We start from the raw sequence: 14,471 nt of genomic DNA, 5'->3' as shown, positions 1-14,471 counted from the left end.
CGGGATTGACCCAACAATTATTTATGAATACTGGGAGAAATTACGGCCGATGACCACCCGCGGATTCGACTACAGCAGTTACCCGCAGGTCTCCGGTGAACTGTTCCGGGCCGTCCAGGGGCGCAAGCTGTTCGACGACGCGAAACAGTTCGTCGACGCCGAAACCCGCGTGCCCGCGGATCTCCTCCTCGAACGCTACTTCGCCTGCAGAGACCAGCCGGCGTTCGACCTCGAGGTGTTTGTCGAGGAGCACTTCCGATTGCCGGAACCGGTGGCAGCGAACCCCCGACTGGATCCCGCTCGGACGATGGACGAGCACGTGGCTTCCCTCTGGGAACCGCTCACTCGTTCCTTCGAGATCGATCCAGACGCCGGCACGACGCTGGTCCCACTGCCGAACGAGCACGTCGTCCCCGGCGGACGGTTTCGAGAAATGTACTACTGGGACAGCTACTTCACGGCCGAGGGGCTCGCCGGCTCGGATCGGATTCAGCTCGTCGAGGCGATGGTCGACAACGTCGCGTCACTACTGGATCGGTTCGAGTTCGTTCCACTCGGCAACCGCGTCTACTACGACAGCCGATCGCAGGTCCCGCTGTTCTACCGGATGCTCCGGATCCTCGAGCGCGAGCGCGGCGTCGAGGCTGTGTACCCGTATCTCGATGACCTTCGGACGGAGCACGCCTTCTGGATGGACGGGCGTGACAGGGTAGATGGGTCCCGCAGCCTCGAGAGCGATCGGTCCCATCGACGAGTGGTGGCGCTTCCCGACGGTACCGTCGCCAACCGGTACTGGGACGACAGGGCACGCCCTCGCCCCGAATCCCACTGGCAGGACCGCTCGCTCGCGAGCAGCGTTCCGACGGACGAGCGGCCACAACTGTTCCGAAACCTCCGGGCGGCCTGCGAGTCCGGCTGGGACTTCAGCACGCGATGGCTGACGGATCCGACCGATCTCGCGACGATACGGACGACCGAACTGCTCCCCGTCGACCTCAACGCCGTCCTCTTCGGCATGGAGTCCGCGCTCGCCGAATGGCTTCCGGCGGTCGGCGAAGCCGAGGCCGCCGATCGGTACGCCTCGGCGGCCACCCGTCGCCGCGACGTGATCGAACAGTACTGCTGGGACGAGGACGCGTCGTTTTACGTGGACTACTGCTGGACGCAGGGCGAGCCCGTCGACCGCATGACGCTCGCGGGCGTCGCACCGCTGTTCACGGGTGCGGCCCGTGAGGACCGAGCGAACGCGGTGGCCGATCGCCTCGAGGAGGAGTTCCTCCGGGACGGTGGCCTCGTCACCACGCTCGTCGACTCCGGCGAACAGTGGGACGCGCCGAACGGCTGGGCACCGCTACAGTGGATGGCGATCGTCGGGCTACGGCGATACGGCCACGACGAGCTCGCTGACGAGATCGCCGACCGGTGGCTGGCGATGAACAGTTCGGCGTTCGCGGACACGGGGCGGATGGCGGAGAAGTACGACGTCGAGGCGGCTTCGATGGCGGCGGACAGCGGAGAGTACCGACTCCAGTACGGGTTCGGCTGGACGAACGGGATCGCGGCGGCGCTAGGATCGTCGGCATCGCCGCCGACGTAATCGCCGGCGTGGCGCGGCTACACCTGGGTGGTCACTTCCGTTTCGACGACGTCGAGGTCGTGATCGATCGTCACCCGTAGCTCGTCCCCGTCGATCACTGCGGTCAGTTCGATGCGGATCGGATCCTCGCCGATCAGCTCCGTGTGCCCGTTGCCGACGCACCAGGGGAGCGTCCAGTACGGCTGCTCGTCCAGGTGGACGCCGCGTTCGCGGTGGAAACTCACCACGGCGGAGTGATCGAGCAACCGGAGCCCAGGCGCTGAGCAGAGTTCGTGCCCACACTGCTGGCACTCGTGCTCGACGCGGACGGGGACGCCCAGACAGCAGTCGCCGTCCTCCTCGATCGTGTGCTCGATCCGCCCGCTGCACTCCGGGCAGACGCCGTCGGCTGCGAGACAGTGCAGGTGGCGGACGCGCTGGTCGAACGCCTCGGCGATCTCGGCCGGCGTTCGATCGGTCAGCCCGCCGGGCGGGAAGTCGTACTCGCCGTGTTTGTGCTCGCATTCGACGCACTCGATCGCGAGGCGTTCGTCCTCGTAGACGGCCTGGAGCTCCCCGCCGCAGGTGAAACACTCGCCCTCGACGGGAAACGGCTCGACGTCTGGCTTCTCGGTGATCGAGCCGGCGACGACGGCGGTCACCACCTTCTCGCCGGCGTGCTGGAGCTCGTACCCCTCCTCGGCTTTACGAACGAAGTGGTCTGTCAGCTCGCCGAGGTGGTAGTTGAACTGGGCGCTGTCACCCATCCCGACCTCGCGGCGCAGCTCCGAGAAACTCACCGGCGTCGCGTCGGTCTGCCAGAGTGCTTCGAGGATCGACAGCCGCGTCTCGTTTCCGATGACGGAGAACGCCTCCGCAGGCGGCACGCAGTCGACGCACTGGAGCATGCTCTCCTCTGCGTCGACGGCGTCGTGCTGGCTCATGTATCGTCGTTGCACCGACGCCAGGAAAAACGTTCGCCGAAGCGAGCTTATGTATTGGAACCGATAGAATGTCCCATTCAGCAGCGGGCCGACCGGTACGCGAGCCTTGGAACGCGAGGGCTACTCGTGGGCGAAGTACGCCACCGTCTCCTCCTCGTCGTGGCGGTCGATGCGGGCGAACCCGACGCGCTCGAACTGCACCACGTCGTCGGGATCGAGATCAGCCACCCCGGGCTCCGTGCGTCCCTGTTCGTCGCCGTCGGGCGTCCGAAGTCGGCACGGGATCGATTCCTTGCCGGGTACCCAGTGAATCACGTCCACGTCACCCGATTTGACGACGTCGATCGAGTCGCCGGTGAACTGGAAGGCGTCGCGGATATTCTCGACGCAGCCCAGTCCCTTCAGCCAGACGCGCTCGCCGTGACCGGGGAGGTCGTTCGATTCGACGAGCACCGTCTCGCCGACGGGGATCGAACGCTCGCCGCGCTCGTCGTTATCGGGATGGAGCGGCGGGTTCGCCTCGTCCGGGCCGCCGGTGAGCGGGACCTCGAGACCGTCCCGGACGAGGAAGTACCGATCGGACGCGTCGTCGATCAGTTCGCGGTTGTTCGCGTAGATCGTGCTCATCGCGAGGTCGACGTTCGAGGTCGACGTGCCGAGGCCGGCCATCGCCTCGACGATGGCCTCGCCGCGGATCCCGCGACGGCGGAGGCTCTTGAGCGTCGGCGCGCGGGGGTCGTCCCAGCCGTCGAGTTCGCCGTCGTCGATCAGTTCGGCGATCGAGGAGGTGCTCATCGGCACGTCGTAGGCGTCGACCTGGACGTGGCCCCAGTGGACCACCTCGGGGTACTCCCAGCCGAAGTAGTCGTAGACGAACCCCTGGCGCTTCGCGGAGTCCTGCAGGTCAATGCCACGGATGACGTGGGTAATCCCGAGTTCGTGGTCGTCGATGCCCGACTGGAAGTCGAGCATCGGCCAGCAGCGGTACTCCGCCGCCTCCTCCCTCGGGTGCGGGGTGTCCACCATCCGGAAGGCGACGAAGTCTCGCAATGCCGGATTTTTGTGCTCGATGTCGGTGCGCACGCGGAGTACCTTCTCACCCGATTCGTACTCGCCGTCGATCATCTGCTCGAACTCCGCGAGCGTCTCCTCGGGCTCCTGCTCGCGGTGGGGACATGCCTCGCCGTCGTTTTTCAGCTCGCTGAACGTCTCGCCCGAACACGAGCAGGTGTAGGCGCCGCCGGCCTCGATCAGCTCCCGGGCGTGGCCGTAGTAGGTCTCCATCCGGTCGGAGGCGCGATAGACGGCGTCGGGCTCGAATCCGAGATACTCGACGTCTTCGAGGATCGCGTCGTAGGCCTCGAGATCCGGCCGCTTGGTCTCGGGATCGGTGTCGTCGAAGCGCACGCAGAACCAGCCGTCGTAACGCTCGGCGTACTCGCCGATGACCGCCGGCATCCGTGCGTGGCCGATGTGCCACGGCCCGTTGGGGTTGGGAGCCGCACGCATCCGGACCTGGTCGTAGTCCTCGGCGTTCGGGAGATCCGGAAGTGCGTGCTCCTCCCCCTCGTCTTCGGCTTCGATCTCGTCGAGTGCGTCGGGATCCAGTTCCGCGAGTCGATCGCGGCGCTCGTCGTGATCGAGCTGGGCGATCTCGCCGACGACCTGGCCGACGATTCCGGGCACCTCGTCGCCGTGCTCCCGGAACTCGGGATGATCGCCCATGAGGGGCCCCATGATCGGACCCACCTCGGGATCGTTCTCGTGCTTGACCGCGTTGATCAGGGCGTGCGTTTCCGCCGCCGCACGCACCCGATCGCGAAGGTCCTCGTTCATTGTGATCGAGTTCACCCGGCGGGTTCAAAACGCCGCCGGTGTCAGCCAGTCGGGCGGCCTCGACGCCGGCCCAGCCACACGTTCAAATACCAGTTCGCGGCCAGAGCCGGTATGATCGCCATCGTCGGTGGCAAAGGTGGCTGTGGCAAGACGACGACCACGCTCGCACTTGCCCGCGTACTCACGAAACGTGGGACGCGGGCTCGTGCGATCGACCTCGACGCTGGGATGCCCAACCTCCACCGCATGGCCGACGTCGATCGAGAGCCGTCGCTGACCGATCTGCCAACGGACGCCAACGACGCGGAAGCGCCGACGATCCTGCGGGACGAACGCGGCGTCGAGATCGTCCCGGCGCCACGCGCGCTCGACGACCTCGACTTGCCAGCAGCGATCGACGCCGTTCGTCCCCATAGGGGCGTCGCACTGCTGGACTGTCCGGCCGGGGCCGGCCCGGCGGCGACCGCTCCGCTCCGCGAAGCCGACGCAGCGATCGTCGTCACCACGGCCCGCACTGAAAGTCTCGAAGACGCGAGCAAGACAGTTCGCATGGCCCGGAGTCTCGGCGTGCCGATTCTCGGAGCGATCGTCACGCGGACGGAACGCGTGAGCGCGAGCGCCGAAGCGGAACTTGGCGTTGGGACCTCGATCGCGGTTCCACACAGTCGTGATCCGCTGGGGGACGATCGAGTGCTCGATCGCTACGGTCGGGTCGCCGAGTCCATCGGGTCCTGGCGGCAACACCGACGAGAGACGGCCTGTCCGACCTGCGGCGGGGTTCGTGCTTCCGATTCCCGGCCTACACGTCGACGCGATCGCCGATCTCGACGATCTCGAGATCGCGGGGATACGCGAAGCTCTTCGCGTGGTGGTGGAGCACTTTCGGATCGGACGTGAGTCCGCGCCACATGTCCCAGTGGCTCGGAAGGAGCCGGTCGAACTGGAGGTCGCTGGCAGCCTCGACGATCTCGTTCTCGGTGTTGTACCATTTCGTGCGGTTGGGTGCGCCCGTCTCCTTGTCGTCGATATTGCCGATGGTGCCGAAAGCGAGGATCCCCAGGTCGACGTCGTACGTCTCGCCGATCTCGGTGAAGCGCTCGGATGGCTTCGTGTCGCCGCCGTGGAACAACGTCGCGTCGCCGAATTCGACGACGTACGCCACCGGATGCGTCGCGTCGGCGTCGTTAGCGTGCTCGACGTGGACGGTCACGTCGCCGATCTCGAACTCGTCGCCTTCCTCGATCTCGACGAACTGCTGGTCCTCGACGTCGTAGTCTGTCTGCCAGTTCTCCTCCTCGCGGGCGACCGCGAGGCTATCGTCGGGCGCGTACATCGCTGCGTCGGTCTGTTCGAGGATCGGTGCCTGGCTCGGCCCGTGGACGTGGTCGGTGTGCTCGTGGGTCGCGAGGATCGCGTCTGCCGCCTCGACGTCCCCGGGATCGAACGGGACCGGGATCATCCGGACCGTTCGCGGCGGATCGCCGAGGCCCACGTAGGGGTCGATCCAGATCGTCGTTCCGTCGCCGGCCTTGACGACGAAGCCGTTACAGCCGAGATACCAGGCGGCGAGACCGTCGGGATCGGCGGCCTCGATTTCCCGGACGAGCCAGTCGCCCCAGTCGCTCGTTGACATACCCGTTGCTGGCGCCGGGGATCGCCTAAGCGTTCCGTTCGTGGCGATCGTCTCACTCGTCCCGAGATCAACCCGCTCGCTACGGAGGATCGATCCGCTTGCTACGAAGGGTCGACTCGCTCGTGCAGGGATCGTTGCCTGCGATCGTTCGAGAACACGTGAATCCTCCGTAGCGAATCAGATTGCCTTGCCAAGTGATTTGTACCAGCGAAGAGTAGCTCAACGTATGACACGTGAGCAGCTCCAGTCCGCCAGTGATCGCCTGCGCGACGCCGCGAACGACGCACCCGAGGAACTCGCCGCACGGATCGAGGGCCAGGCTGATCGGCTCCACGACCTCGCAGAGCGAGACCACTCCGTGGATCACGGTACGCTCGCGCGCGTCGAGACGAAGCTCGGGAATCTGAAGGAGGACGCACCGCCGTCGGTCGAGGAGGCGGTCGATGCAGCGCTCGAAGACGTTCGAGCTTTCCGAAGCACCGTCGAGGGCGTCTGAGAAAGGATAACCTCCGGCCGGGACAGATAAGTACGTTTGTGGTACTTTCACACAATAGGCCGTCGTCTGGTGATTTACTGGCCCGAAATCCCCACGATTCAAGAGGCGGGTGGGAGTCGGTTGGACCATGATTCGGCTGCAACACCGTCTCCGTCACGCTGCGGGCGGCTTCGCTGACGCGATCCTCCCCGGCCGGTGTTACGGCGTCTTCACGCTGAAGCCCAGCGAGTTCGTCGGCTCCCTCGACGTCAGTCTCGCCGAAGTCAAATCGCTTCTGGAGGCGCGTTCGTACTCCTACAGCCCGATTTCTGCGAAAAAACTCCACCCTGAACGTCGTACCTCCGACGATGGTTCGTACCGACGGCTCGATCCGCAGGACCGCTCCAAGCAATGGCACGTCCACCTCTGGGAGCGGCCCAACGGCATCGAGGTGTACAGCCACTACGAGTACCGGCCCGAACCGTGGGATCCGATCGACGTCCGTCGGCCAATCGACCACTACTGGCCGGAGTGGGGTGAGAGCTGCTTGCTCGGCCAGCACTGTCCGGCGCTCAAGTCCCTGCTCGAAACGTACGGAAACTACGAGGGCGATCGCTCGGCACTCGGGTCGGCAACGCTGCACCGACACGGCGGCGCGGAGGAGCCCACGCCAGCTGCCGAGGAAGCTCCCTCGCTGGATTGAGGCGACGTAGTTCTCGACATTGTTCGTGGTTTTTTCTCTCCCTCTCCCTCTCGCGGCGACGATTTCGTCGCTATTCCCGTGTGGGTTGGTACCGCGACTTCCGCGTCACTTTAAACGGCTCCGGGCCCTATGGACGTGCATGAGTGAGGAACAAGAAGGACGACGCAATCTTCGGATGCCGTCGGAGGACGAGGTCTTCGCGGTCGTCACAGAGCACAACGGCGGTAACCACGTTCGCGTCCAGTGCGCGGACGGAGAGGATCGAATGGGCCGGATCCCCGGCCGCATGAAGTACCGGACCTGGATCAGTGAGGGGGACGTCGTCCTCGTGGAGCCGTGGGACTGGCAGGACGAGAAGGCCAACATCGAGTGGCGCTACTCCGAGCAGGACGCGGACCAGCTTCGCGACGAAGGCCACATTCAGTAACGCTTCTGCGACGACTCGCGGATTCTACTTTCTTTAGTCAGTAGCGGTGCGTCGCGGACGAATCCTGGCGTCCATCGATCGGTTCGGGCGTATTCGCGAGCGAGTGCGGCGTACCGGCCGCCCAGTCCCGACTCGCATCGCTCGTCCGCTCGGCGTTCTCTCCACGTCGTTCGTCTAAATCCGCGTGGAACGCTCTGTGGAGGCCCACTCGTCGACCGCCCACCGACCCACCATCGACAGACATATTAAATCAGGGTTCAGAATTAATAACAAGATGGAGGTCGCTCTTTCCCGCGACGGCGCCGTTCCTGAAACGTATCTCGGCATCGTCTCGGTGGTGGTCTTTCTGGCCCTCTCCGGCGTCGTTACGACGGTCGCCCCGACGCCGAAGCTGCTCGTCATCAGCTGGTTCGCGTTCGGGGCGATGGCCGGCGGTGCAGTCCTCGGTATTCGCGCGAACACCGAGCATCCGCGTGGGATGGTCTGGAGCTACGGACTCGCCGCCGGCGCGATGGTCACCAGCGCCGCGCTGTTCCTGATTCCGCAGGCGACGAACGCCGATCCCCGGTACGGTGGCCTCGGCGTCGCTATCGGCCTGCTGGTCGGCTTCGCGGGCCACACCGTCGGCCACCGTCTCACACACCTCGAGTTGCCACTCGACCGAACTGTCGCCGAACTCACGGCCCACGCGCTCTCCGCGGGGCTCATCATCGGCGTCGTCTACGCTGCGATGCCGGATCTCGGGCCGCTGCTCGGCCTCGCGATCGTCTCTCACAAGGGCCCCGCCGGCTACGCTGCCGCGCGTCGGCTGGTCCGAAACGACCGATCCGTCGCACCAATCCTCCTGCCAGCCGCCGGCGTCGGCATCGCTGCGCTCGCCGTGAGTCTGCTCGGCGGGCCGACCAGTGGGACTGTCCAGGCGGTCGTTTTCGGGTTTGCGGCCGGCATGTTCCTCCACGTCGCGATGGACTTCTTGCCACGGTGTGAGACGGGGAGCGAGATCCACGATCAGGTCGTCCACCAGCACGAGGACGACCACGCACTCCTCGATCGGCTCCGGATCCACGCCGTCGTGAGTACGGGGATCGGCGCTCTCGTGGTCTATCTCGCCTGGGTCTCTGTCTAACGATCCGAGCGTGTCGCTCCTCCGCATGCATACTCCTCTCCATGATCGGATAGGACAGTAGTACGGTTAGATTAGGACGCCACGGCCCCGAATCAGCTGTCTTCGAAGTTCGAATTCGCGTTCTCATTCGCACCGTTCACGGATCGACAACGGTCGATCCTGGAACCGGCTACGATCGGCGTACCCGGCAGACGCGCTTCATAACAAAGGGCCGAAGGCCCACCAGAAGGAAACGCATGTCACGTACCAATACGTCGCGTCGGCGGTTCGGAGCACTCGTCGCGAGTGCGATCACAGTCGGACTGGCGGGCTGTGGCGGTGGTGGTGACGGGAACGAAACTGACGACGGAGGCGCGGGCACGGACGACGGCGGGATGACGGACGACGGTACCGGCACTGACGACGGCACTGGAACCGACGACGGGACGGACGACGGCACTGGAACTGATGACGGGACCGACGATGGAACAGGAACCGACGACGGAACGGACGACGGCACTGGAACTGATGACGGGACCGACGACGGAACCGACGGGAACACGACCGACGGCAACGCCACCGACGGTGACGACACGACTGACGGCAACACCACGGACGGCGGCAATATGACTGACGGCGGTAACGCGACCGACGGAGGCAACGCCACGGACGGCGGCAACGCGACGGATGGCGGTGGAGGCAACACGACCGACGACGCCTGATACGTGTCGGAGGTCGCTGACGAACGTCACTCGTCTCGTCCGGCCTGAAACCGGTGGGGAATCGTCCGGTTCCGCGTCGACTCCGACCTGGGCGGATTCGGACGAAGCAGATCCGCCGGTGACGCCCACGCCGACGGACCTTTCCGTGCGCGGTTGCCAGTTCCGGTGTGGATTCTCACGAGGTCCGTCGACAGTGGGCGGAACGTTCCGGTGAGTACTCGCCGGACTACTACGCGTACTACGGACCTGACGACACCAGCGAGTCCGTTCGCAGTATTCTCGATCGGACGCTCGATCGGACGCTCGATCACGACGCGAGGATCCTCGAACTGGGCTGTAGCTCCGGCCGTCACCTCGCTCACTTGCGGGAGGGTGGCTACCACGATCTCGCGGGTATCGAAGTCAACGACGACGCGTTCGACGTCATGGCGGAGACGTATCCGGAGCTCGCCGAGACGGGAACGTTCTATCACGACGCGATCGAAGCCGTGGTCGAGGGGTTCCCCGACGGCCATTTCGACGCGGTCTACTCGGTCGAAACGCTCCAGCACATTCACCCCGACGCGGAGTGGGTGTTCGACGAACTCGTCAGGATCACCGACGATCTCCTGATCACCATTGAGAACGAAGGTGAAGGGTCGGAGACCACCGTGAACTACGTCGACGACGGCGTGCCACTCTACTATCGCGACTGGAGTGCAGTGTTCGACGACGATCGACTCTCCGCGCTCGACCTGACGGAAGCAGAGCAGACGACCGTCCACGAAGGAGACACGGTCCGGGCGTTCCGGAAGAATTCGAGCGAGTAGCGCGGAGACGGGCCGATCTCAGTCGTCGTCGGCAGCGATGGGTTGCTTCTGTGCAGTGGCGTCGCCGGCGCGGGGGAAGTTGCCGATCGTCGCGTCGCGGAAGGCCTCCTCGTCGAATTCGTAGTCACCGTCGAGGAACTCGAGTACCTGGTGCGTGTCCCGCATCGCGTTCTTCAGACAGGTCGAGGCACCCGGTGAGGGCGTCACGTTGAACACGATACCGTCGCCGGTGATCTTCGCCTCACCCATGTCGAGGGATCGCTCGGAGGTGTCCACGATCTGTGGCCGAATACCACCGAAGCCGTCGGCGCGCTCGATGTCGCCGGACTCGACAGTCGGAACGACCTTCTGGACGTGCGGAAGGAAGGATCGCTCGCCAACGGCTGGCAGGTCGTAGACGAGATTCTTGACGACGTAGGGGAGCAGCACGCGGTCGGCGAGGATCGACGTGTAGCTCGCGAACGAATCGAGATTGAGCGCGAACACGTCGAAGAAATCCCGGATCGTGTCGTACTCGCCACGCTCGAGCGTCGGGACGACTTTGGCAGTCGGGCCAAAACGCGTCAGATTGCCGTCGTGAACCTCCGCGTCCCCGTGGACCGCGGCGAAGGGCAGTTTCTTCATCTGGAGGGTGTAGACCTTGCCGTTGAGGAGCCCCTCGTTCGCGACGAAGAAGCTCCCGGCGACGGGGAGCAGTGAGAGGTCCTCGCCGTAGCCCATTTCCTGGGCGAACTGGAGGCTGTGACAGCCGGCGGCGACGACCGCGGCGTCGCTCTCGAGCTTGTCTCCGTCCTCGGTGGTGACGAGGAACCCGTCGACGGTCTCGCGGACGTCCTCGACGGCGGTCCCGAGGTGAACGTCGACCCCGGTCTCGTCGGCGACCGCGTCGACGAACGACTGCGCCGTCGCGCCGTAGTCGACGGTGTAGCCGTCGGGCGTCTGCAGCGCGAGCATCTCCTCGCCGGGATCGCGCCCCTCGACGACTTTCGGTTCGAGGTCGGCGATCTCCTCGCGGCCGATCGCGTCGAGTTTGGGGTAGAGGTCGCCGAAGCCCTCGTCGTCGTATCGGGCCTCGAGCTCCTCGACTTCGTCGTCGCCGACGGCGAGCACCATCTTCGAGCGCTTGCTGTGGAGCTCCCGATCCGGATCGACGTCTTCGAGGTAGCCGGCGAGCATCTCCGCACCCTCCTTCACCTCCTCGGCCTTCTCGAGGGTGTAGTTCGTTTCGATGTCGCCGAAGTGAAGCGTCTGTGAGTTGTTCGTGTGGTGTGAGTTGATCGCCGCGATCTCGGATTCCTTCTCGATCAGTGCGACCGACTCGACGTCCGTGTACGATGCGACGGTGTAGAGCAAGGACGCACCGCTGATCCCCCCGCCGACGATGATGAGGTCGTAGGTGTCTTTCATGCGTAGATCCCAGTTGCTCGCGATAGACTGCGTCGGTGAGACGGTGGCATCGCGCGTACTAAGGTTCTGCTATCTGTTCCCGTCGATCGCCCATTTCTTCACGATTATTGGCCAAAATCGTGTGTTTCCACGACTCTACCGTTTGAAACCGTTTGGTTTGGTACGTCGTGACAACCCAAACCCAGGTGTTTCTCCTCGGCCGATTGCATTACCACTCTCTGGGGGGTCGAGGGTGAGAGAGCGGATCTTCGATTCTGATCGACGACTGCAGTCGTCCCGAACTGTGACTGTGAGTTACAGCTCGCAGGAGTTCAGCAGGAACTCCTGGAAGTTGTGTACGAAAGAACGCTTCCGTCGTCGGAGACCGACGACTGAGAACCGTTAGTTACTGCCGAACGACGTTGGTCGCGCGGGGGCCCTTGGGGGCCTGTTCGATGTCAAACTCGAGCTCGGTACCTTCAGTGAGATCCTCGCCGCCAACGTCCTCCATGTGGAAGAACACGTCGTCGTCCGCGTCGTCGGTCTCGATGAAGCCGTAGCCGCCTGTGTCGTTGAAGAAGTCAACCTTACCGTTTGCCATTGCATCCATTCAGATGGCCGAGTTACGGATAAGGGTTCCGCATCTGTCTGCTATAGTCACTGTTTCGCATACGAATTTCCGAAGAAATCTGTCTCAGATGGATATTTATCCACAGCCGTCGTGCAACGGCGGACAGTTTCCTCCGGCCCACCAGAAGCCGCGACGTCCAGCGACCAACTGCGAGGCGATCCCCCGCCCCACGGACGACGTCACCTCTGTCTCTATCGGTCGGTCGAATCGCGACCCTGCATTCGCAGGCTGCGAGCCTATTCTCGGCGGGAACCAACCGGCAGGTATGGATCGAGACGGGTCGACGGCTGGTGGCGACGAACCGGGTGCAAAGTCCACGGCGTACGGCGACGGCGATGGGGACGACGCGACGACAGGGTTCGAGGGCGACGGCGGCTACGGAAACGAAGCGACCGATTCGGGCGAGTCGTCGAGTGCCACGACCGAGCTGTCCGGTAGGAGCGAAAGCGGCCAGTCCCGGTCGATCGACGTCACCGTAGAGGACGGCGGCGAGCGGACTGGGGTGACTCCTGACGAGCGAGCCGCGCTCGAACGCGTCGACGCGTTCTCGAAACTCCTCGACGAGGCCGTCCGAGTTCCCGGAACCGACGTCCAGTTCGGGCTCGATCCGGTCCTCGGGGTCTTGCCAGGCGGCGGTGACGCGGTCGCGGCCGCGCTCTCGCTCTATCCGATCGTCGAGGCGTACCGTCTCGACGCGCCGCGAAGCACGATCGCAAAGATGCTCTCCCTCGTCGCCGTCGACGCGATCCTCGGCTCGGTGCCGGTGCTGGGCGTGCTGTTCGACGCTTACTGGAAGGCGAACGTGTGGAACGCCCGGGCGCTCGAACGGCACGTCGACGGATCCTGAACGCGAGCACGGTTCGAACACCTTCGGCCACAATCTCGCAGCCAACGAGTGCCTACCCCGGAAGTCGATTCTTGCATCGGGACCCTGTAGCAGCAGTCGTGGCGATCATCATCCGAGGAACGATCCCCGCCGAGGAGTTCGCGCTCAGTCACACCCTCGAGCAGCTACCAGACGTGGAGATCGAGTGTGAGCGCATCGTACAGAGCGGCGAGCGATCGATCCTTCCGCTGCTGTGGGTGCGCTCCGCCGACGGCGACGAGGTCGAAGCGGCCCTTCGGGCTGATCCCACGGTGGACGCCGTGAACTGCCTCTCGGCGTTCGACGAGGAGCTGCTCTACCAGATGCAGTGGGTCGATCACGTTCGCCTGCTGCTCCACATGATCACGAACGGGGAAGCGACGATCCTCGACGCGCACGGCCGCGACGGCACCTGGCAGCTACGGGCACTCTACCCGGACCGGGAGTACTTCGCACAGACTCACGAGTTCGTCGCCGACCACGGACTGACTTTCGACGTCGAATCGATCCGGGAGATGGACGGAGATCCCGCCGGTCGCTTCGGACTCACGGACGACCAGTACGAGGCGCTCGTCGAGGCTGCCAGGCGAGGCTACTACGACGTTCCACGATCGGTGACGCTGGAGGAGCTCTCCGACGAACTCTCCGTCTCCCACCAGGCGCTGTCCGAACAGCTGCGGCGCGGAACGGGATCGCTCATGGAGGATACGCTGTTGATCGGCGCCACTGAGGACGATCGAGAGTAGTCGGCAGCTGGTGTGAATGTCGAATCCAGCAAGCGAGGAAGGCGGGATCGGCAAATCTCCCGTGCGTTTTCCCGATCCCGTTTTCGTAGCCGGTGTCAGTCGCTCGCGATCTCCTGCTGGTCGAAGCTCTCACTCGACTGGGTGACCGCTTCGAGTGCCTCCTCTTCCTCCTGGAGCGTCTGCGCAAGGAGGTCGGCCGCTTCGTCGTGGCCAAGCTTCTCGGCGAGCGACGTGAGATTGCCGTAGGCTGCGATCTCGTAGTGCTCGGTCTTCTGCCCGACGGCCATGTTGTACCGGTCGAGGACCTCGCCGTCGTTCTCGCCCGAGAACTCCTCGTGTTCCTGGATCAGGGCGTCGATGACCGGCTCCGGTCGCGTCTGGGCCTCTACGTCCATGTCCTCGAAGATCCGTTCGAGTCTGTGGATCTGTCCCTTGGTCTCTTCGCGATGGTCGGCGAACGCCTGGCTCGTCTCCTCGTCGCTGGTCTGTTCGGCAAGGGTGTCGAGCGCGTCGAGGAGTCGTTTTTCGGCGTAGTACAGTTCCTGGACGCCGTCGACGAGGAGCTGCTCGGTGGAGTCTGTCGTCATTGGGATCGCCATTCGTCTCTCCAGCG

At 64.5% G+C, this 14,471-nt stretch carries 16 protein-coding genes; 10 read left to right on the top strand and 6 right to left on the bottom strand.

Annotated features, from left to right (window positions below):
• The first annotated feature begins 49 nt into the window (after positions 1–49).
• Entirely contained in the window at positions 50–1,597 is a 1,548-nt protein-coding gene (locus ACZ5KP_RS01155; protein WP_460919025.1) for a trehalase family glycosidase, read from the top strand.
• 17 nt (positions 1,598–1,614) lie between these two features.
• Here the strand turns inward: ACZ5KP_RS01155 and ACZ5KP_RS01150 are convergent, their stop codons facing one another.
• Both ACZ5KP_RS01150 and ACZ5KP_RS01145 read right to left on the bottom strand, forming a co-directional pair.
• Complete coding sequence (locus ACZ5KP_RS01150; RefSeq protein WP_460919024.1) at positions 1,615–2,520, bottom strand: DUF7351 domain-containing protein; 906 nt, start codon at positions 2,518–2,520, stop codon at positions 1,615–1,617.
• Between the two features lie 120 nt (positions 2,521–2,640).
• Positions 2,641–4,356 carry a glutamate--tRNA ligase gene (locus ACZ5KP_RS01145; RefSeq protein ID WP_460919022.1) on the bottom strand — a complete coding sequence of 572 codons (1,716 nt, stop codon included), beginning with the start codon at positions 4,354–4,356 and terminating at the stop codon, positions 2,641–2,643.
• Between the two features lie 111 nt (positions 4,357–4,467).
• Between ACZ5KP_RS01145 and ACZ5KP_RS01140 the strand changes: the two genes are divergently transcribed.
• The gene (locus ACZ5KP_RS01140; protein ID WP_460919020.1) at positions 4,468–5,253 is read left to right on the top strand and encodes a MinD/ParA family ATP-binding protein; all 786 of its coding nucleotides are present in this window, start codon (positions 4,468–4,470) and stop codon (positions 5,251–5,253) included.
• Here the strand turns inward: ACZ5KP_RS01140 and ACZ5KP_RS01135 are convergent.
• Entirely contained in the window at positions 5,156–5,989 is an 834-nt protein-coding gene (locus tag ACZ5KP_RS01135; protein ID WP_460919018.1) for an MBL fold metallo-hydrolase, read from the bottom strand. The genes ACZ5KP_RS01140 and ACZ5KP_RS01135 overlap by 98 nt on opposite strands.
• Before the next feature lie 226 nt (positions 5,990–6,215).
• Here ACZ5KP_RS01135 and ACZ5KP_RS01130 point away from each other — a divergent pair, with 226 nt between their 5' ends.
• The 6 genes from ACZ5KP_RS01130 (at position 6,216) to ACZ5KP_RS01105 (ending at position 10,230) form a co-directional block, all read left to right on the top strand.
• A complete protein-coding gene (locus tag ACZ5KP_RS01130) occupies positions 6,216–6,485 on the top strand; it encodes a DUF7553 family protein (RefSeq protein ID WP_460919017.1) in 270 nt (89 codons plus the stop codon).
• Positions 6,486–6,612: 127 nt separating this feature from the next.
• Positions 6,613–7,167 (top strand): hypothetical protein, encoded by a 555-nt coding sequence (locus ACZ5KP_RS01125; RefSeq protein ID WP_460919015.1) that lies wholly within the window; start codon positions 6,613–6,615, stop codon positions 7,165–7,167.
• A gap of 139 nt (positions 7,168–7,306) precedes the next feature.
• Entirely contained in the window at positions 7,307–7,594 is a 288-nt protein-coding gene (eif1A, locus tag ACZ5KP_RS01120) for a translation initiation factor eIF-1A (RefSeq protein WP_460919013.1), read from the top strand.
• Positions 7,595–7,868: 274 nt separating this feature from the next.
• The gene (locus ACZ5KP_RS01115) at positions 7,869–8,720 is read left to right on the top strand and encodes a ZIP family metal transporter (protein ID WP_460919012.1); all 852 of its coding nucleotides are present in this window, start codon (positions 7,869–7,871) and stop codon (positions 8,718–8,720) included.
• 236 nt (positions 8,721–8,956) lie between these two features.
• On the top strand, positions 8,957–9,421 hold the full coding sequence (locus ACZ5KP_RS01110) for a hypothetical protein (protein ID WP_460919010.1): 465 nt from the start codon (positions 8,957–8,959) through the stop codon (positions 9,419–9,421).
• Between the two features lie 167 nt (positions 9,422–9,588).
• Positions 9,589–10,230, top strand: coding sequence for a class I SAM-dependent methyltransferase (locus tag ACZ5KP_RS01105; RefSeq protein ID WP_460919008.1), 642 nt, complete (start codon positions 9,589–9,591; stop codon positions 10,228–10,230).
• A gap of 18 nt (positions 10,231–10,248) precedes the next feature.
• Here the strand turns inward: ACZ5KP_RS01105 and ACZ5KP_RS01100 are convergent, their stop codons facing one another.
• Together ACZ5KP_RS01100 and ACZ5KP_RS01095 are read right to left on the bottom strand one after the other, a co-directional pair.
• Positions 10,249–11,637 (bottom strand): FAD-dependent oxidoreductase, encoded by a 1,389-nt coding sequence (locus tag ACZ5KP_RS01100; protein ID WP_460919006.1) that lies wholly within the window; start codon positions 11,635–11,637, stop codon positions 10,249–10,251.
• A 385-nt stretch (positions 11,638–12,022) separates the two neighbouring features.
• A complete protein-coding gene (locus tag ACZ5KP_RS01095; RefSeq protein WP_020445248.1) occupies positions 12,023–12,217 on the bottom strand; it encodes a cold-shock protein in 195 nt (64 codons plus the stop codon).
• A gap of 295 nt (positions 12,218–12,512) precedes the next feature.
• Between ACZ5KP_RS01095 and ACZ5KP_RS01090 the strand changes: the two genes are divergently transcribed.
• Positions 12,513–13,094 (top strand): DUF4112 domain-containing protein, encoded by a 582-nt coding sequence (locus ACZ5KP_RS01090; protein WP_460919004.1) that lies wholly within the window; start codon positions 12,513–12,515, stop codon positions 13,092–13,094.
• Between the two features lie 98 nt (positions 13,095–13,192).
• Positions 13,193–13,858, top strand: coding sequence for a helix-turn-helix domain-containing protein (locus ACZ5KP_RS01085; protein WP_460919002.1), 666 nt, complete (start codon positions 13,193–13,195; stop codon positions 13,856–13,858).
• A gap of 95 nt (positions 13,859–13,953) precedes the next feature.
• Here ACZ5KP_RS01085 and ACZ5KP_RS01080 read toward each other — a convergent pair whose 3' ends face one another.
• Entirely contained in the window at positions 13,954–14,445 is a 492-nt protein-coding gene (locus ACZ5KP_RS01080; protein WP_460919001.1) for a YciE/YciF ferroxidase family protein, read from the bottom strand.
• Positions 14,446–14,471: the final 26 nt, after the last annotated feature.

The organism is Salinarchaeum chitinilyticum (genome assembly GCF_055390775.1).
This window is presented reverse-complemented; position numbering and strand designations above follow the sequence as displayed.